Source organism: Actinoplanes campanulatus (assembly GCF_014647795.1).
Classification (GTDB): domain Bacteria; phylum Actinomycetota; class Actinomycetes; order Mycobacteriales; family Micromonosporaceae; genus Actinoplanes; species Actinoplanes campanulatus.
In genome coordinates, this window is record NZ_BMPW01000012.1 from 37,594 (window position 1) to 55,033 (window position 17,440).

Genomic DNA, 17,440 nt, shown 5'->3' on the forward strand with positions numbered 1-17,440 from the left:
AACCGGTCGATGTCCGGTAACGTCTCACCACCATGCTGATCCGTAAAACCGTCGTCCCCGTCGCGCTGCTCCTGGCGCTCTCCGCCGGTTGCGCGAACAACACCGCCCCCCTCGATGCCGGCGGCGCCCCCGAGCCGGCTCCGGTGACCTCCAGCGCTGTGCCCTCGGCACCCGCCGGCTCGGCCACCCTCACCGGGACCGTGACCGCCGGCGTCGAGCCGAACTGCCTGCTTCTCAAGGACGGCACCGGCGACCACCTGCTCGTCTTCGACGACCAGAAACTGCAGGCCACGGTGCAGGTCGGCGCCGAGGTCACGGTGGTCGGCAAGGCCGATCCAGGGATGATGACCACCTGCATGCAGGGTGAGCCGTTCCTGGTCTCCTCGGTGGCCGGCAGCTGACGTCCATCTGAATCAAGTACCTTGCCTGCATGACCATCGCGGTCGTGACCGACTCCACCGCGTACCTGCCGGCTGAACTCGACGGCATGTACGACCTGACCATCGTGCCGCTCACCGTCGTGATCAACGGCTGGGGCGGCCTGGAGGGCATCGAGGTCTCGCCGGCCGAGGTGGCCCGGGCGCTCACCGCGCGCCGGGCCGCCGTCAGCACCTCACGGCCGGCGCCCTCAGCCTTCACCGAGGTGTACCGTCGCCTGCTCGACGAGGGCGCCGACGGCGTCGTCTCGGTGCACATCTCCGCCAAGTTGTCCGGCACCTACGAGGCCGCGCAGCTCGCCGCCGCCGAGATCGGGTCCCGCGTCAAGGTGGTCGACAGCGGGACCGCGGCCATGGGGCTCGGCTTCCCGGCGCTGGCCGCCGCGGAGGCCGCCCGCAAGGGCCACGACCTGGACGCGGTCTGGCAGGAGGCCACCGACCACGCGGCCCGGGTCAGCACCCTCTTCTACGTCGACACGCTCGAGTTCCTCCGCCGCGGGGGCCGGATCGGCGCCGCGTCGGCCCTGCTCGGCACAGCTCTGTCGGTGAAGCCGATCCTGCACGTCGACGAGGGCGCGGTCGTGGTCCGCGACAAGGTCCGCACCGCCGGGCGGGCCCTCACCCGCCTGGTCGATCTGGCCGTCGAGGCGGCCGGCGACGGTGAGGCCGACGTCGCGGTCCATCACCTGGGCACGCCGGACCGGGCGGCCGCGCTGGTCGGCGACCTCAGCGCCCGCCTCGGCGACCGGCTGCGGGACTGCTACCTCACCGAGGTGGGCGCGGTCGTCGCCGCCCACACCGGCCCGGGCCTGGCCGGCGTGGTGGTCCATCAGCGCGCCTGACAAGACGCCGCTATAGAACCCTTGTGGGTCTCGGTCCGCGTTTCGCTTCCGGCTCCTTTTCTTGTACGCGTGTCCTCGTTTCGTTCCTGTCAGGGCCGTTCCGCCCGCTCGGCCCCTCTCCCTGCCCACTCCCGCCTCTGCCGCCCCCGCCGGGCGTAGATCCGTTGGACACCCCCGCATGTGCTGCCGCTCACTCCGGGTGGGTGGTCGCGGTCGTGCTTGCCAGGCATCCGGGGCGGTGGTCCCGGCCGTCACGCCGGTGGGTGGTGAACGGGGTTCCTCGCTCACCGGGGGTTCCGGCCGGTCGGGTTCTCGGAGGTGGGCGCACACGGAAGCCGCCACGTGGGCGGCCGTCGCCGCTATATGCCACGTAGGAGACCACGACACTGCCGCCGTGTGTTACACCCCCTGGGGTAGGCGCGACCACCCGCCCCGGGCGACCGGCGCAACGGCCGCGAGCGGGCAACCCGGGTGCCTGGGCGGGCGACACCGCGACCGCCCGCCCAGCGTGACCGAGAGCGGGGCCGGCCGTGAGCGGCGGCAGAGGGGGCGGTGGCGACTGGGCCGGCCTGCCCGGGCACCGATCTGAGCCCGGCGGGCGCGGCACAGGCCGGAGCGGCAGTGAGCGCGCGCGGACCGGACGGGACGGCCCTGATCGGACGGGACGCGGACACGCGTACAAGAAAAAGGAGCTGGAAGCGACACGCGAACCTCGACCACGAACGGTCTCTAGCCGGGGAAACGCTCCCAGGAGGAGGCCAGCCAGCGGGCCGGGGTGTGTTCGCCGGCGGTCAGGTGGGGAGCCAGGGCGGACCAGGGGAGGACGCGGTCGGCCAGCTGGACCTCGTCGGCCTCGGGAAGCAGCGTGGGGGTGTCGCGGGGCCAGACCGCGCGGGTGCGCCAGCCCTCCGTGGCGGAGCCGAGCAACTGGATGACGGCGGAGGGCAGGTCCGGATCGGGCGGCTGGTGGGCGTACTCGTGGACGGCCAGCAGGCGCTCGGCGCGACGGACCGTCTGGTGCAGGGGATGGTCCGGTGGAGCCGGGTAGGGGATGGTGCAGCCTCGGTCGTCGCTCGTGTAGGCCATCGGGCTCAGCGCGTGCGGGGACGTCGCGAAGATCGTCTCCGCCTCGGCGAAGAGGCCCGGCAGGTGGGGGCCGCCGTCGGCGGTGACCAGGAGGGTGCCGCGCTCGGGGGCGAAGGCCACCGGGGTGCCGCCGACCTGGTCGGCGAGGCGCGACAGCCAGCCGTCCAGCAGCAGGTGGGAGGTCCAGTAGGCGTTGCCGTCGTCGACGAACCGGACCACCACCGGGCCGGTCGCCACGCCCCGCAGGACCGCGCCGGTCAGGTTGCCGCGGGCGGTCGTGAAGATCCGCTCGGTGCGGACTCCCCAGGTCGTCGACTGCGCCGGGGTGACGTAGGTCATCGTGTCGGGCTGGTCGACCACCACGAACTCGGAGAGGAACGGCAGCACCGGCCGGCGTAGCGGAGAGCCCGGAGCGGCGCCGCGGAGCACCGGGCGCAGCAGCGGAGCGGCGTCCGGCCACTCGGCCGGGATGGGCTGAAGAGCGGCGATCAGGGCATCCAGGTGCGTGCGGTCGCGCAGCAGCGGGTCGAGACGCAGGATGGTCGGCTCGGCGTCACCCGGGGCGGTGAACCGCACCTCGAACGGCGTGGCGTGATAGCGGGCGTCCCGGACACCGGCCCGGCGCAGCCGCCGGACGACCTTGGCGGCCAGACGGGCGCGGGCGATCCTGCGGAACAGGCCCACGGAGTCCCTCTTCTTACGTCAGGGTTGGCGCGACACGATCGCGCGGGCGTCGAGATCATCGTCGGTGGTGACGGTGGGCGTCAATCCGTTCCCGAGGGCCGCCGCGAGGGCCGCCGCGGTCTGCGCCTCGGTGATCTCGGAGATCAGCAGCCCGCCCGGGGCCAGCCAGCCGGCCGCCCCGGCGGTGACCGCGCGGAACACGGCCAGGCCGTCGTCGCCGCCGTCCAGCGCGGTACGCGGTTCGTGATCCCGGGCCTCGGCGGGCAGGAACGGCAGGTGGCGGGTCGCGACGTAGGGCACGTTGGCCAGCAGGAGGGTGATCCGGCCGCGCAGCTCCGGCGGCAGGGCGCCGTACAGATCGCCCTGATGGACGGTGTGGCCCGGCAGGTTGTCACGGGCGCACGCCACGGCGACCGGATCCACGTCGGCGGCGTGCAGGACGATCCCCGGAACCCGGTGGTGGACGGCCAGGCCCAGGGCGCCGGAACCGCAGCACAGGTCGACGACCACATCACCCGGGCGGACCGCGGCGGCGCCGAGACGTACGAGCAGTTCGCTGCGCACCCGGGGCACGAAGACCCCCGGCCGGAGGCGTACGCGGACGCCGCAGAAGTCGGCATGGCCGACCACCTGCTCCAGGGGCTCGCCGGCGGCACGCCGCTCGACCAGCGCGGCCAGGTGGTCCGCGGAGGTCGCGGCCCCGCTCAGGATCTCCGCCTCCTCCTCGGCGAACACGCAGCCGGCGGCACGCAGCCGGACGATCGCGGCGGCTCGGGCATCTGTCACACGCAGTCCTCAGCACGAATCGAAGGGCACCGGACGGTTGTCCACAATGCCGCGTCATCCACAAGGCCACGGGCGGGGGAACGCCGATCGCTCCTACGGTCGGCCCGTGCGAGAGGCGAAGGATAGCGGTGACGTCGTGGGGGCGCGGCTGCGGGCCGTGCTCGACGGGGGCGCGGCCCCGGCGGACGGGCCGTTGGAGTGGGCGGACATCATCCCCGCCTGGTCGGCGGAGGAGGACGATGTCTCCCCTTTAGAGAGCCGTTCCGCCGGCGGTTCGCCGGGTGGGGACGCTCCGCCCGCCGCCGGCTCGGGCGCCTTGCCGGGTGAGGGCGCCTTCGAGAGCGGGCACCGGCGATGGTTGCACGCCTTCGATCCGGGGCGGCCCGGGGTGCGGGCGCTCGGCGCGGTGGCGCTGACGGTCGTGCTGATCGCGGCGTTCGTGGCGTGGCGGGCCCGGCCGCGGGTCGATCCGGTCGAGCCGTCCCCGGTGGTGGCGGAGACGGGCCCCTCGGCGCTGCCCCGGCCCGTGGCCTCCTCCGGCGAGGTGGTGGTGGCGGTGGGCGGCAAGGTCCGGCGGCCGGGCCTGGTGCGGCTCAGCCCGGGTGCCCGGGTCGCCGACGCCCTGGCCGCCGCGGGCGGGGCCGACCCGGGCGTGGACGTGGCGATGCTCAACCTCGCGCGGAGGCTCGCCGACGGCGAGCTGATCATGGTGGGGGTCACGCCGCCACCGGGTGCCGTGCCGGCGGCCGGGCCGTCCGCTCCGGCCGGCCCGGGATCGCCGGTGAATCTGAATGCCGCCACCCTCGCCGATCTGGACGGGTTGCCCGGGGTCGGGCCGGTGCTGGCGCAGCGGATCCTGGACGCGCGCGAGACGCAGGGCGGGTTCCGGGCGGTCAGCGACCTGCGGAAGGTGGACGGCATCGGGCAGGCCCGGTTCGAGCAGCTGAAAGACCTGGTGACGGTCTGATGGGCGGGGCTGTTCCGGATCTTCGGCTGGCCGGGTTCACGATCGGGCTGTGGCTCGCGGCGCTGGGCGCGCTGCACCTCTCCGCCGGGTGGGGGATCGTGGCCGGGGCGGGTGGTCTGGGATGCGCGGCGGTTCTCGCCGGGGCGCTCAGGTCCGCGGCCGGGGTGCGCTGGATCGGCGTGGCGGTGGCGCTCGGGGCCGGGTGCGGCGCCGTCGCCACCGCGGCGCGGATGTCGGTGCGGGAGGCGCCGGCGCTGTCCGTGCTCGTCGAGTCCGGTGCGACGGTCCGGGCCGCCCTCGTGGTGCGTGACGATCCCCGGCTCCTGGCCCGGTCGGCCGGGCCGCCGACGTTTCTGGTGGCGGTCACCCTGGAGTCGGTGACCGCGGAGGACGCGCCGCCGGTCCGGCTCTCCGCGCGGGCCCTGGTGCTCGGAGCCGATCCGGGCTGGCGGGGGCTGCTGCCCGGGCAGCGGGTCACGGTCACCGGCCGCCTCCTGCCGCCCCGCCCCGGTGACCTGCGGGCCGCGGTGCTCTCGGCGCGGACCCCACCGGTGCCGGAGGGCCGGCCGTCGTGGGCGCAGCGCGGCGCCGGTGTGCTGCGGGCGGGACTCCAGCGGGCCTGTGAGCCGCTGCCGGACGACTCCGGTGGCCTGCTGCCGGGCCTGGTGGTGGGCGACACCAGCCGGCTGGACCCGGCCCTGGAGGAGGACTTCCGGGCCACCGGGCTCACGCACCTGACGGCCGTCTCGGGGACGAACGTGGCGATCGTGCTGGGTGTGGTGCTGTTCGTGGTGCGCCGGTTCCCGGCCGGGCCGGTCCTCTGCGCGGTGCTGTGCGCGGTCGCGCTGGCCGGGTTCGTGATCCTGGCCCGGCCGTCGCCCAGCGTGATCCGGGCCGGTGCGATGGGCGCCATCGGGCTGTTGGGTCTGGCCGGCGGCCGGCCACGGGCGGCGGTGCCCGCGCTGGCCGCCGCGGCCGCGGCGCTGCTGATCGCCGACCCGGAGCTGGCCGCCGATCCGGGGTTCGCGCTGTCGGTGCTCGCCACGGCCGGGTTGCTGCTGCTCGCGCCGGTCTGGCGCGACGGGCTCCGGCGGGCCGGATGCCCCGCGGGGGTGGCGGAGGCGCTGGCCGTGCCGGCCGCCGCGCAGGTGGCCTGCGGACCGGTGGTGGCGGCCATCTCCGGCACGGTCAGCCTCATCTCGGTGCCGGCGAATCTGGTCGTGGTCCCGGCGATCGCCCCCGCCACGCTGCTCGGCGTGAGCGCGGCGGTGCTCTCGCCGGTCTGGCCGGCGGCCGCCGAGTTCACCGCGTGGCTCGGGCACTGGCCGGCGGAGTGGCTGGTGCTCGTCGCGCACACCGGTGCGCGGGTCCCGGCGGGCGCGTTGCCCTGGCCGGACGGCGCGGTCGGCGGGCTGCTGTTGGCCGGGTTGACGGTGGCCGTGCTGTTCGCCGCGCGGCGGGCGATCGTGCGGCGTGTGGCGACCGTGGTGGCGCTCGGGGCGGTCCTCGGCGCGCTGCCGGTGCGGTTGCTCTCTCCGGGGTGGCCGCCGCCGGGGTGGTTCGTGGTGGCGTGCGCGGTCGGGCAGGGAGACGCCGTGGTGCTGGCCGCCGGGGCGGGGCGGGCCGTGGTGGTGGATGCCGGGCCCGAACCGAACGCGGTGGACCGGTGCCTGCGGCGGCTCGGTGTGCGGGAGGTGGCGGTCCTGGTGGTCAGCCACTTCCACGTCGACCACATCGGCGGCGTCGACGGGGTGTTCCGGGGCCGGCGGGTGGGTGCGGTGATCGGGCCCGCCTGGCCGGAGCCGGCGAGCGGGCGGGCCGCGGTGGAGAAGGCCGCCGCGGAGGCCGGGGTCGCGGTGGGGGTGGCCGGGGCCGGGTGGGCGTACTCGGTCGGTGGGCTGCGGCTGGAGGCGCTCGGGCCGATCACTGAGATGCGTGGCACCAACTCGGATCCGAACAACAACTCGCTGATCCTGCGAGCCGGGGCCGGCGGCCGTTCGGTGCTGCTGCTCGGCGACGCGGAGACCGAGGAGCAGGAGGATCTCGTCGCGGGCCTGGGGGCGGCCGGGCTCCGGGCCGACGTGCTCAAGGTGGCTCACCACGGGAGCGCGCTGCAGGCGACGGCGCTGCTGGACGCCGTGCGGCCGGCGGTAGCGCTGGTGTCGGTCGGGCGGGACAACGACTACGGCCATCCCAACGCCGGGGTGATCGGGCGGATCGCGCGGGGCGGGGCGCGGGTCCTGCGTACCGATGAGTCGGGGGACGTGGCCGCGGTGATCGTGGAGGGGCAGCTGGCGGTGGCGGTCAGGGGTGATCCGCCGTCGTGACGACCCTTCCAGGCGGCACGACACGCCCGGAGAGGCGTGAGATTTGCACCTGATAACGCTCAATAATGGACGAAAGGTGCAAACCATCATGGCAAGGCGTTAGTCCTGAGCAGGCGACCCTGCGAGCCGGGCGACATGTCAGCCTGCCGATATGTCTGGTTTCGCGTTCGGTGATCGGCGTTCTGCGCTAACGAGTGAGGCTCGCGGACTTGTCGCTCCCCCGTGCGACGATGTTGCGCGTGAATGCCGTGCCGCCCCCCTCGTTGCTGCTCGTCCAAGGCGATGAGGAGCTGCTCGCCGCCCGTGCCGTCGCTGAGGCCGTCGAGGCGGCCCGAGCCGCTGACCCCGGCGCGGACGTTCGGGAGTTCGAGGCCGGGTCGCTGGTCGCCGGTGAGGTCGCCGAGATCCTCAGCCCGTCGCTCTTCGGCGGCCGCCGGGTCCTGGTGATCCGGAGCGGTCAGGACGCGCGCAAGGATCTGACCACCGCCCTGCTCGCCTACGCGAAGAGCCCCGACCCCGACGTGACACTGATTGTCACCCATGTGGGCGGGGCCAAGGGCAAGGCGTTCGCTGACGGGCTGCGGGCCGCCGGCGCGACCGTGGTGCCGGCGATGAAGCTGAAGAAGGACTCGGAGCGGATCGCGTTCGTGCGCAACGAGTTCCGCCGCAACGGGGCCCGCTGTGACGACGCCGCGGCCTCCGCGCTGCTCCAGGCGGTCGGCAACGACCTGCGCGAGATCGCGGCGGCCTGCTCCCAACTGCTCGCCGACACGGACGGGAAGATCACCGAGGCGGTGGTGGCCCGCTACTACAAGGGGCGCGCCGAGGTGACCGGGTTCGCGGTGGCCGACGCCGCCATGGTCGGCGACCTTCCCGGTGCGCTGGAGGCGCTGCGTTGGGCGCTGCACGTCGGGGTCGACCCGGTGCCGATCGCCGACGCGCTCGCCGACGGCGTGCGGACCGTGGCACGGGTCGCGTCGGCGGGGCGGGGGAATCCGTACCAGCTGGCCGGCACGCTCGGCATGCCGGCCTGGAAGATCGAGAAGGCCCAGGGGCGCAGCCGCGGCTGGACCCCGGAAGGGCTGGCCGACGCCATGCGGGCGGCCGCCGAGTGCAACGCCGCGGTCAAGGGCGGCGCCGAGGACCGGGGCTACGCCCTGGAACAGACCGTCTTCGCGATCGCGGCGGCCCGCCGGGACGGAGGAAACCGATGACCCGGACGATTCGCTCCCGCCGCGCCGACGAGGCGAACCGGCCGCTGTATGCCCGGGCGCTGCGGCTCCGGCGCCTCGCGCCCAGCGGGCTGCTCTGCTTCGTCTTCCTCGAGGGCGCGGTCGTTCTCGGGATCCTCCTCGCGCTGGCCGAGCTGGTCAGCTGGTGGGGAGTGCTCGTCCTGCCGGTCACCGTGGCGCTGATGGTGAAGTTCAACGACCTGGTGGCCGGTGTGATCACGCCACGGCCGGTGGCCACCGAGACCGCCTCGGCGCGGGTGTCCGTGCTGCGCCCGGCCGCTATGCCGGAGCACGGGCCGGCGTCCTCGGAGACGCTGTCGGCGTACCGGTCGGTCGATGAGACGCCGGGTGCCCCGGACTCCGCGCGCTACGCGCCGGAGCGGAAGACCGCCGAATACGGCCCGGCGGTGCTGTCCGAGTCGCTCGGGGACGGGTTTTCGACGGAGGACCTGCCCGGTGTGCCTGCGGTGGGATATCCCGGCACGTATTCCCGCGGGCCCGCCTACGGTGACGGCGGGGGCAACCACAACGCCGGGCCGGGGCACGGTCTCGCTGGTGGCTCGCTTCATGCCCAGCCGGCGGTGACGCCCGCGACCGGGTACGCCTCGGCTACCCAGGACCCGGCAGAGGACGCCGGCGCCGCGGGGAAGGGCGCGCCGATCCGGCGGCCGTGGGCCGAGCAACTGGACATGCGGCAGCAGATGGCTCGTCAGACGGCGGCTCGCCGCTACGAGTGAGGGCTGCTCCTCAGCATCAGGCGGTCTGCCCGGAAGGGTCGCCGCACCCATCGCCATGCCCCTTGAGGGCACCGATTCCGTGAAAATGGGACCGGGCACCGCTGTGGACCCGAAGGTCCAGCGGTGCCCGGTTGTGTCCAAACCGGCCCACCCGAAGGTCGGCCGGGGTCAGCTACCGCTGCTGTGCGGCTCTGACACGATCCGGAACGAGCGGATCAGGCGGACAGCGCGGCGATCTTCTTGGCGATGGCCGACTTACGGTTCGCCGCCTGGTTCTTGTGAATGACGCCCTTGCTGACGGCCTTGTCCAGCTGACGCGAAGCGTCACGCAGAAGAGCGGTGGCCGACTCGACGTTGCCCGAGTCGCTCGCCTCGTGCAGCTTGCGGATCACGGTCTTCAGCGAAGACTTGACCGACTTGTTGCGCAGACGGGCCTTCTCGTTCTGCCGGTTGCGCTTGATCTGGGACTTGATGTTCGCCACGCGACAGCCTTGTCCTGACTAGGTTCGGAAAAATGGTCTCAAGCGATGGTCGCCTCGTCATCAGTCCCGACTCGGAGCCGGAGCAGTTGACAGGGTGTCACCACACGCGATGAGCCAGACTACCAGCACCGTTCCGAGCCGCCAAAACGGCTCCGGCCCCCGCGGTCAGCGAGTCCAGCCGCGGCGCTCGGCCAGCCAGGCCAGCGCCTGGGTTCCGCTGAACCGCTGATGCTGACGGCTGTGCGGGGAGGCACTGGTCGGTCCGTCGGCCGCCCGGACCAGCCAGTACCCGGCCAGCGCGGCCAGGGCGCCGTCCACCCCGTCCGGCGGCGGGTTCCACGTCCGGATGTGGGCGTCGGTGTCCAGGCCGCTGGCGTACGCGCTGATCAGGAGCGTGACCGTGTCGAACCAGGGTGCGCCCAGGCAGGGCCACGTCCAGTCGCAGAGCCAGGCCCGGCCGGAGCCGTCGACGAGGACGTTGTCGACGCGCAGGTCGCCGTGGCACATGCCGGAGCCGCCGGCGGTCGAGGGCAGCCGGCGTTCGAGGTCGGCCAGTTCGCCCAGCCGCTCCGGCGCGACGGTGCCCCGTGCGGTCACCGGCATCGGCTCGTGTCCCGCCTCGATCAGCGACCACCAGGACATCTCCGCGCGCAGGATGTCCGGCAGCGCGGGCAGCCCCACGGCGAGCAGTTCGGGGGAGGGGTGGGCCAGCGCCGACGCGGCCCGGCCCCAGGAGGTCAGCGTGGCCTCCAGGTCGGTCCCGGACCACGGCAGCGACGGGATCCGGCCGTCGACCGGCTCCATGCACAGGACGAACCATCCGGCCTCGGCCAGGGTCCAGCGGGGCCGGGCCGCGATCACCTCCCCGGGGAGGGCCGCGGTGATCGCCTGCTCACGTGCGTACCACTGGGCGGTGGGGTCGTCGAGCCGGGCGGCCTTGACGAAGGCGCGGGCGCCGGTCCCGGTGGTGAGCAGCGCGGCGAAGGCCCGGGTGAAACCGCCGCCGGCGCTGCGCGCGGCGACGACCGGCGATCCGAGACGCGCGGCGATCGCCTTTCGCACGCCACGCGGCAGATCACACCATTCCGGGCGTACGGCGGTGGCGTCGTACGGTACGTCGGGCAGCGAGATCGGCCGCATGTTCCCCATCCTGCCGCCGGCGGAATTGTCGTACCCCACTGGGAGGATCGCAGGCATGAGAACCGACGATTTCTGGGCGGTCATCGACCGTGCCACCGCCGACCGGCCGGCCTCGCCCGCCGAGGTGGCCGAGCGGGCCGTCGCCGACCTGGCCACGCGCGATCCGGAGGAGATCGTCGCCTGGGGCCATCACCTGGACAAGGTGATGGCCGCGTCCGGCACCGAGGATCTGTGGGCCGCCGCCTACCTGATCAACGGCGGCGTCGACGAGGCCGGGTTCGACGCGTTCCGGGGCTGGCTGATCGCCCACGGGCGCAAGGCGGTCGCGGCGGCGGTGCAGAAACCCGATGTGCTCGCCAACGTCGTCGTGATCAAGGAGGCGGCCGACACCGGCGCCGTCTTCGCGGCCGAGGAGGTGCTCGACATCGCGGCCCGGGCCTACGAGCAGGCCACCGGTGGGCCGCTGCCGGCGGGGGAGCGGCCACGCACCCGCCCGGAGGTCGCCGACCTGTGGGATTTCGACAACGAGGACGAGATGCACCGCCGTCTCCCGCGCCTGTCCGCCCTCTTCCTGGAGCCACCGGACTGACGCGCGGGCCGGAGGGGCCGGCGGGTGTCCGGGGCGTGGGACCGGAGCGGGCCTGGTGGGGCGGGTTGGGCAGACTCGGCGGCATGAGTGCTGAATCGGGAAGTGTGGCCGCGGTCAGTCGCAACGACGTCTACTCGTTCACGAAGCCGAATCGCGACGAGATCGTGCTGGTGGCCGGGATCGGTGTGGAGGGCGACGTGCACGCGGGCGTGCACGTGCGGCACCGCAGCCGGGTGAAGGCCGACCCCACTCAGCCGAACCTGCGGCAGGTGCACCTGATCCAGGCGGAGCTCTTCGACGAGGTGGCCCCGAAGGGCTACGACGTGCCCTCCGGCGGTCTGGGGGAGAACGTGACCACCCACGGCCTCGATCTGCTCGGGCTCCCGCGCGGCACGATCCTGCGCTTCGGCGCCGAACCGGCTGAGGGGCCGGGCGGCGGGGACGGGGTGGCGGTGCTGGGGCCCGTGTTCGCGGCGGCCGACGCCGCGACGCTGGACGAGCCCACCGCCCGGGCCGCGGCGGCCGTCAAGGAGGCCGCCCGGCGGGACGGCGGTGGCGATCCGCGGCCCGCGGTCATCCTGGCCGGGCTGCGCAATCCCTGCGCGCAGATCAACGGGTTCCGGGCCGGCCTGCTCAAGGAGGTGCTCCGGACGGACGAGCGGGGCAACCCGGTCCGCAAGGCCGGGGTGATGGGGGTCGTGCTGCGAGGTGGGGTGATTCGTCCCGGGGATCCGGTTGCCGTGGAGCTTCCGCCGGGCCCGCACGGACCGCTCGAACGGGTGTGATCGGACCAGCCCTCGCGGGCGTGGGACGATAGGGGGCGCCGGCTGAGATCCGGCGCCCACCCGAACCCGAAGACCAGCCCGAGAAGAACGGATGACCGTGCCTGGACCGCTCGACCCCGGCGTGAACGTGATCGGATCGACCGATCCGAGCCGTATCCGCAACTTCTGCATCATCGCCCACATCGACCACGGCAAGTCGACGCTGGCCGACCGGATGCTGCAGATCACCGGGGTGGTCGACCCGCGCCAGATGCGCGCGCAGTATCTCGACCGGATGGACATCGAACGCGAGCGCGGCATCACGATCAAGTCGCAGGCCGTGCGCATGCCCTGGGTGGTCCGCGAGGGCGACAAGCAGGGCGAGTCCGCCGTCCTCAACATGATCGACACTCCCGGTCACGTGGACTTCACCTACGAGGTGTCCCGCAGCCTGGCCGCCTGTGAGGGCGCGATCCTGCTGGTCGACGCCGCGCAGGGGATCGAGGCGCAGACTCTCGCCAACCTGTACCTGGCGATGGAGAACGACCTCCACATCATCCCGGTGCTCAACAAGATCGACCTGCCGGCCGCCCAGCCGGAGAAGTACGCCGAGGAGCTGGCCAAGCTGATCGGCGTCGAGCCCAGCGACGTGCTGCGTGTCTCCGGCAAGACCGGTGCCGGCGTGGACCACCTGCTCGACGAGATCGTCCGGCAGTTCACGGCGCCGGTCGGCGACCCGGACGCCCCGGCCCGCGCGATGATCTTCGACTCGGTGTACGACGTCTATCGCGGCGTGGTCACCTACGTCCGGGTGGTCGACGGCCGGATCCAGGCCCGCGACCGGATCAAGATGATGTCCACCGGCGCCGTGCACGAGCTGCTGGAGCTGGGCGTCGCCTCGCCGGAGATGGAGAAGGCGGGGGCCCTCGGCGTCGGCGAGGTCGGCTACCTGATCACCGGTGTGAAGGACGTCCGCCAGTCGAAGGTCGGCGACACCGTCACCGGCAACAACCGTCCGGCCAAGGACGCGCTCGGCGGCTACAAGGAGCCGAAGCCGATGGTCTACTCGGGTCTCTACCCGATCGACGGCTCGGACTACCCGGCGCTGCGTGACGCGCTCGACAAGCTCAAGCTCAACGACGCGGCGCTCACCTACGAGCCGGAGACCTCGGCGGCGCTCGGCTTCGGCTTCCGCGTCGGCTACCTGGGCCTGCTGCACCTGGAGATCATCGGCGAGCGGCTGGAGCGCGAGTTCGGCCTGGACCTGATCTCCACCGCGCCGAACGTGGTCTACCAGGTGATCACCGAGGACGCGAAGGAGACGGTGGTCACCAACCCGAGCGAGTTCCCGAACGGCAAGATCGCCGAGATCCACGAGCCGGTGGTGCGCGCCACCGTCCTGGTGCCGAACGAGTACGTGGGCGCCGTCATGGAGCTCTGCCAGAGCCGCCGGGGCAGCCTGCTCGGCATGGAGTACCTGTCCTCCGAACGGGTGGAGCTGCGCTACACGCTGCCCCTCGCCGAGATCATCTTCGACTTCTTCGACCAGTTGAAGAGCAAGACCAAGGGGTACGCGTCCCTCGACTACGAGCCCTCCGGCGAGCAGGTGGCCGACCTGGTGAAGGTGGACATCCTCCTGCACGGCGAGCCGGTCGACGCGTTCAGTGCCATCGTGCACAAGGACAACGCCTACTCGTACGGCACGACGATCGCCGCCAAGCTCCAGAAGCTCATCCCGCGGCAGCAGTTCGAGGTGCCCATCCAGGCGGCCATCGGCTCCCGGATCATCGCCCGCGAGACGATCCGCGCGATCCGCAAGGACGTGCTCGCGAAGTGCTACGGCGGTGACATCAGCCGGAAGCGGAAGCTGCTGGAGAAGCAGAAAGAGGGCAAGAAGCGGATGAAGATGGTGGGCCGCGTGGAGGTTCCGCAGGAGGCCTTCATCGCCGCGCTCTCCACCTCCGACAGCACTGACGCGAAGGGGTCAGGCAAGAAATAGGGCGGTTTGATTCCTCGGGGGGTCGGGAACACAGGGGCTCGACGGACGCAACCACCAAGCTCCACCCCCCGAGGAGGAACCTCATGGAACTCACGCTCACCGGCATCATCGTCGCCCTGATCGTCGGCCTCGTGGTCGGCGCGCTCGGCCGGCTCGTCGTACCGGGCCGCCAGAACATCCCGCTCTGGCTGACCCTGGTCGTCGGTGTGGTGGCCGCTCTGCTGGGTACTGTGATCGCCCGCGCCGCGGGTGTCGCGGACACCGCCGGTTTCGACTGGATCGAGTTCTTCTTCCAGGTGGCCCTGGCCGCCATCGGTGTGGCGCTGGTCGCCGGTGTCGGTGGCCGTCGCGGCATCACCCGGTGACCGCGGCCTGACCGCGACGACGGAAACGCCGGTCCCGCCCCACGGGCCCGGCTTTCCGCGTCTGCGGGGCTCAGAAACTCAGTGGAAGACCTCGGCGACCACCTGCGCCTGGTCGCCGGCGCTGCCGTCGGTCACCGGCTGCCACTTCCCCTCGGGGGCGCGCCATTCGAGATCACCGAACCGGACCCGTTCGAGGCCGGTGCCCGAGGCGTGCGAGACCAGCCAGTGCGCGAACCGCCAGCCGACGCTGGGATCGGCCACGGCCACGGTGAGCCCGGCCGTCTCGGCGCTGCGGGCCTGGCCGCCCAGCTTCCTGCCCCAGTCCAGCTGAAGGCTGCTGAGCAGGGCGGTGGCCGCCTCGGCGCCGCGGATGGCGGGGGTGTCCGGGACGACGCACTCGACGGCCCCGGTGGCCCGGCCGGTCAGCGCGGCGGCCAGCACCCGGGATTCGTCGGCCCATTTCTCGTACGCGTTCGGGTACGCCGAGCGCTGCACCCGCTGGGCCGCGTCGGTGACCCGCATCTTCTCCCAGCCCTTGACCTTCTTGAGAGCCGTGTAGAACTTGCCCGCCGAATACCTCGGGTCCATGATCTGCTCCACCGTGCCCCAGCCCTGGCTGGGCCGCTGCTGGAAGAGGCCGACCGAGTCGCGGTCCCCGCCGTCCAGGTTCTCCAGCTCCGACTCCTGGAAGGCGGTGGCGAGCGCGACCACCACCGCCTGCTCGGGCATCCCCCGGCGCACGCCCACCGCCGCGATCGTCGCCGCGTTGGCCATCTGTGCCGAGTCCAGGGTCACCTCGCCCTCGGCGCTGACCGTGCACTCCGGGCCCAGCTGCGGCAGCTTGATGGTGCCCGCCAGGTTGTTGATCAACACGATCACGCCGACCACACCGACGAGGGTCAGCGCGGTGATCACACCGACGATCGATCTGGTTCGCACCGTCACCTCCTCAGCCGAGCCGGACGCCCAGCCTAGACAACGACCGCTCGTGCCCCGGGCGGGGATGATTCATCGAACCCAGTCGGGGTCACGCCTCTCCCGGGACGCCGCCACACCCTCCCGGCCCTCCGCGGACTTGAAGTATCCCGCCGACCGCTGTGCGAGCTCGGCCAGGTCGGTACGGATGGACTCGCTCCGCGTACGCCGGAGAAGTTGTTTGGTGCCGGCGAGCGCGAGTGGCCCGCCGCGGATGAGCGACGTGCAGTAGGCCGCGACAGCGGCATCGAGATCCTCCTCGGCGACCGCCGCGGTGACCAGGCCCACCTCGGCGGCCCGGGTCCCGTCGAAGACGTCGCCGGTGAGATAGAGCTCGGCGGCGGCCCGGGGCGCCAGGCGTGGCAGCACGGTCGAGCTGATCACCGCGGGGATCACCCCGAGCCGTACCTCGGTGAAGGCGAACGTCGCCGAGCGGGCGCAGACCGCGATGTCGGCCGCGCCGATCAGGCCGAGGCCGCCGGCCCGGGCCGGACCGCCGATCCGCGCCACCACCGGCTTGGGGAACTCCCAGAGCGCGGCCAGCACGTCGGCGAGCATCTCGGCGGGCAGTCTGTCGCCGGGCCGGGCGGCGGCGGTCTCCTTGAGGTCGACGCCGGAGCAGAACACCGGGCCGGTATGGGACAGGACCACCACCCGGGAGTCCGGGTCGGCGGCCGACGCGGCCAGCGCGTCGAGCAGCCGCCGGAGCAGGGCGGTGGAGAGGGCGTTGCGGTTTCCGGGGTTGTCCAGGGTAAGGGTGGTCACCCCGGCGCCGGTGGCGGTACGGACCAGATCCATGCCGGGAACCTTAACTACGCTTGCTGGATGGCCGGCGCACTCCCCGATGGTGAACCCGTACCCGACGACGGGTCGCTCCCCGACGAAGCCACCCGTGAGGTCGGCAAGGACGGGTTCGCCGTCTACGTCCACGTGCCGTTCTGCGCCAGCCGCTGCGGCTACTGCGACTTCAACACGTACACGGCGAGCGAACTGGGCGGCGGGGCGAGCCGCGAGGAGTACGCCGACACCGTCCTGGCCGAGCTGGCCCTGGCCGCCCGGGTGATCGAGCCGGGCCGGGTGGACACCGTCTTCGTCGGCGGCGGCACACCCACGCTGCTGCCGGCCGGCGACCTGGCCCGGATCCTGGACGGCATCGACCGCACCTGGGGCCTGGCTCCCGGCGCCGAGGTGACCACCGAGGCCAACCCGGAGTCGGTGGACCCGGCCTACCTGCGGGAGCTCCGCCGCGGCGGGTTCACCCGGATCTCGCTGGGCATGCAGTCGGCCGCCGAGAACGTGCTGCGGGTCCTGGACCGCCGGCACACCGCCGGGCGGGCGCCGCGGGCCGCCGCCGAGGCCCGGGAGGCCGGGTTCGAGCACGTCAACCTCGACCTGATCTACGGCACGCCGGGGGAGACCCCGGAGGACTTCGCGGCCTCGCTGGACGCCGTGATCGGCGCCGGGGTGGACCACGTCAGCGCGTACGCCCTGATCGTCGAGGACGGCACCCGGATGGCCGGCCGGATGCGCCGGGGCGAGCTGCCGTACCCGTCGGACGACGTGGCGGCCGACCGCTACCTGGCCGCCGAGGCCGCGCTGAGTGAGGCCGGTCTCACCTGGTACGAGGTGTCCAACTGGGCGAAGCCGGGCGGGGAGTGCCGGCACAACCTGCTGTACTGGACCGGCGCCGACTGGTGGGGTCTCGGGCCGGGCGCGCACAGCCACGTCGGCGGGGTCCGCTGGTGGAACGTGAAGCACCCGGTGACCTACGCGAAACGCCTGGCCGCCGGGACCTCGCCGGGCCACGCCCGGGAGACGCTGAGCGGTGACGACCGGCACATGGAGGACGTCATGCTCCGGGTCCGGCTGCGCGACGGCATCCCGCTGGACCGGGTCGGCGCCACGGGTGCCGCGCGGGCCCTGGCGGACGGGCTGCTCGAGCCGGGGGCCTACGACGACGGCCGCCTCGTGCTCACGCTGCGCGGCCGCCTGCTGGCCGACGCGGTCATCCGTGACGTGGTGTGAGTC

16 protein-coding genes and 1 pseudogene are annotated in these 17,440 nt (G+C 73.1%); 11 read left to right on the forward strand and 6 right to left on the reverse strand.

Annotation, left to right across the window (positions count from 1 at the left end; genetic code table 11):
• Positions 1–32: 32 nt before the first annotated feature.
• Together IEZ13_RS23100 and IEZ13_RS23105 are read left to right on the forward strand one after the other, a co-directional pair.
• Positions 33–401, forward strand: a complete 369-nt coding sequence (locus tag IEZ13_RS23100; RefSeq protein ID WP_183226185.1) for a hypothetical protein — start codon at positions 33–35, stop codon at positions 399–401.
• 29 nt (positions 402–430) lie between these two features.
• The gene (locus IEZ13_RS23105; RefSeq protein WP_183226186.1) at positions 431–1,279 is read left to right on the forward strand and encodes a DegV family protein; all 849 of its coding nucleotides are present in this window, start codon (positions 431–433) and stop codon (positions 1,277–1,279) included.
• A gap of 729 nt (positions 1,280–2,008) precedes the next feature.
• Here the strand turns inward: IEZ13_RS23105 and IEZ13_RS23110 are convergent.
• Together IEZ13_RS23110 and IEZ13_RS23115 are read right to left on the reverse strand one after the other, a co-directional pair.
• Positions 2,009–3,049: a hypothetical protein gene (locus IEZ13_RS23110; protein ID WP_183226187.1), complete on the reverse strand. Its 1,041-nt coding sequence runs from the start codon at positions 3,047–3,049 to the stop codon at positions 2,009–2,011.
• Positions 3,050–3,067: 18 nt separating this feature from the next.
• On the reverse strand, positions 3,068–3,841 hold the full coding sequence (locus IEZ13_RS23115; RefSeq protein ID WP_203833937.1) for a putative protein N(5)-glutamine methyltransferase: 774 nt from the start codon (positions 3,839–3,841) through the stop codon (positions 3,068–3,070).
• A gap of 100 nt (positions 3,842–3,941) precedes the next feature.
• On the opposite strand from IEZ13_RS23115, the gene IEZ13_RS23120 reads away from it, so the two are divergent.
• The 4 genes and pseudogenes from IEZ13_RS23120 to IEZ13_RS23135 all read left to right on the forward strand — a co-directional run.
• The gene (locus IEZ13_RS23120) at positions 3,942–4,802 is read left to right on the forward strand and encodes a ComEA family DNA-binding protein (protein WP_229794928.1); all 861 of its coding nucleotides are present in this window, start codon (positions 3,942–3,944) and stop codon (positions 4,800–4,802) included.
• On the forward strand, positions 4,802–7,129 hold the full coding sequence (locus IEZ13_RS23125) for a ComEC/Rec2 family competence protein (protein ID WP_183226189.1): 2,328 nt from the start codon (positions 4,802–4,804) through the stop codon (positions 7,127–7,129). The genes IEZ13_RS23120 and IEZ13_RS23125 overlap by 1 nt, the downstream gene beginning before the upstream one ends.
• A gap of 230 nt (positions 7,130–7,359) precedes the next feature.
• Positions 7,360–8,343 carry a DNA polymerase III subunit delta gene (holA, locus tag IEZ13_RS23130; RefSeq protein WP_183226190.1) on the forward strand — a complete coding sequence of 328 codons (984 nt, stop codon included), beginning with the start codon at positions 7,360–7,362 and terminating at the stop codon, positions 8,341–8,343.
• Positions 8,340–8,570, forward strand: a pseudogene (locus tag IEZ13_RS23135) (hypothetical protein); the annotation flags it as partial. The gene holA and the pseudogene IEZ13_RS23135, both read left to right, overlap by 4 nt.
• Before the next feature lie 743 nt (positions 8,571–9,313).
• Here IEZ13_RS23135 and rpsT read toward each other — a convergent pair.
• Entirely contained in the window at positions 9,314–9,580 is a 267-nt protein-coding gene (gene rpsT / locus IEZ13_RS23140) for a 30S ribosomal protein S20 (protein WP_183226191.1), read from the reverse strand.
• Between the two features lie 165 nt (positions 9,581–9,745).
• Positions 9,746–10,720, reverse strand: a complete 975-nt coding sequence (locus IEZ13_RS23145; RefSeq protein ID WP_183226192.1) for a phosphotransferase family protein — start codon at positions 10,718–10,720, stop codon at positions 9,746–9,748.
• Between the two features lie 55 nt (positions 10,721–10,775).
• Here IEZ13_RS23145 and IEZ13_RS23150 point away from each other — a divergent pair, with 55 nt between their 5' ends.
• From IEZ13_RS23150 to IEZ13_RS23165, 4 genes are all read left to right on the forward strand, one after another.
• Positions 10,776–11,309 carry a DUF4240 domain-containing protein gene (locus tag IEZ13_RS23150; protein WP_183226193.1) on the forward strand — a complete coding sequence of 178 codons (534 nt, stop codon included), beginning with the start codon at positions 10,776–10,778 and terminating at the stop codon, positions 11,307–11,309.
• 83 nt (positions 11,310–11,392) lie between these two features.
• On the forward strand, positions 11,393–12,094 hold the full coding sequence (locus IEZ13_RS23155; RefSeq protein ID WP_183226194.1) for an MOSC domain-containing protein: 702 nt from the start codon (positions 11,393–11,395) through the stop codon (positions 12,092–12,094).
• 91 nt (positions 12,095–12,185) lie between these two features.
• Positions 12,186–14,072: a translation elongation factor 4 gene (gene lepA, locus IEZ13_RS23160; protein ID WP_183226195.1), complete on the forward strand. Its 1,887-nt coding sequence runs from the start codon at positions 12,186–12,188 to the stop codon at positions 14,070–14,072.
• 83 nt (positions 14,073–14,155) lie between these two features.
• Positions 14,156–14,437: a GlsB/YeaQ/YmgE family stress response membrane protein gene (locus tag IEZ13_RS23165; protein WP_183226196.1), complete on the forward strand. Its 282-nt coding sequence runs from the start codon at positions 14,156–14,158 to the stop codon at positions 14,435–14,437.
• Positions 14,438–14,515: 78 nt separating this feature from the next.
• On the opposite strand, the gene IEZ13_RS23170 is transcribed toward IEZ13_RS23165, so the two are convergent.
• Entirely contained in the window at positions 14,516–15,382 is an 867-nt protein-coding gene (locus IEZ13_RS23170; RefSeq protein WP_183226197.1) for a hypothetical protein, read from the reverse strand.
• A gap of 63 nt (positions 15,383–15,445) precedes the next feature.
• Positions 15,446–16,210 (reverse strand): enoyl-CoA hydratase-related protein, encoded by a 765-nt coding sequence (locus tag IEZ13_RS23175; RefSeq protein WP_183226198.1) that lies wholly within the window; start codon positions 16,208–16,210, stop codon positions 15,446–15,448.
• 27 nt (positions 16,211–16,237) lie between these two features.
• Here IEZ13_RS23175 and hemW point away from each other — a divergent pair, with 27 nt between their 5' ends.
• Positions 16,238–17,437: a radical SAM family heme chaperone HemW gene (hemW, locus tag IEZ13_RS23180; RefSeq protein ID WP_183226199.1), complete on the forward strand. Its 1,200-nt coding sequence runs from the start codon at positions 16,238–16,240 to the stop codon at positions 17,435–17,437.
• The last annotated feature ends 3 nt before the right edge of the window (positions 17,438–17,440 follow it).

What these genes read in the sequence shown, in the direction of transcription:
- lepA (WP_183226195.1), top strand. Translation starts at nt 12,186, where the DNA reads ATGACCGTGCCTGGACCGCTCGACCCCGGCGTGAACGTGATCGGATCG.
- IEZ13_RS23150 (WP_183226193.1), top strand. Translation starts at nt 10,776, where the DNA reads ATGAGAACCGACGATTTCTGGGCGGTCATCGACCGTGCCACCGCCGAC.
- IEZ13_RS23125 (WP_183226189.1), top strand. Translation starts at nt 4,802, where the DNA reads ATGGGCGGGGCTGTTCCGGATCTTCGGCTGGCCGGGTTCACGATCGGG.
- IEZ13_RS23100 (WP_183226185.1), top strand. Translation starts at nt 33, where the DNA reads ATGCTGATCCGTAAAACCGTCGTCCCCGTCGCGCTGCTCCTGGCGCTC.
- IEZ13_RS23175 (WP_183226198.1), bottom strand. Translation starts at nt 16,210, where the DNA reads ATGGATCTGGTCCGTACCGCCACCGGCGCCGGGGTGACCACCCTTACC.
- holA (WP_183226190.1), top strand. Translation starts at nt 7,360, where the DNA reads ATGTTGCGCGTGAATGCCGTGCCGCCCCCCTCGTTGCTGCTCGTCCAA.
- IEZ13_RS23155 (WP_183226194.1), top strand. Translation starts at nt 11,393, where the DNA reads ATGAGTGCTGAATCGGGAAGTGTGGCCGCGGTCAGTCGCAACGACGTC.
- IEZ13_RS23165 (WP_183226196.1), top strand. Translation starts at nt 14,156, where the DNA reads ATGGAACTCACGCTCACCGGCATCATCGTCGCCCTGATCGTCGGCCTC.
- IEZ13_RS23145 (WP_183226192.1), bottom strand. Translation starts at nt 10,720, where the DNA reads ATGCGGCCGATCTCGCTGCCCGACGTACCGTACGACGCCACCGCCGTA.
- IEZ13_RS23105 (WP_183226186.1), top strand. Translation starts at nt 431, where the DNA reads ATGACCATCGCGGTCGTGACCGACTCCACCGCGTACCTGCCGGCTGAA.
- hemW (WP_183226199.1), top strand. Translation starts at nt 16,238, where the DNA reads ATGGCCGGCGCACTCCCCGATGGTGAACCCGTACCCGACGACGGGTCG.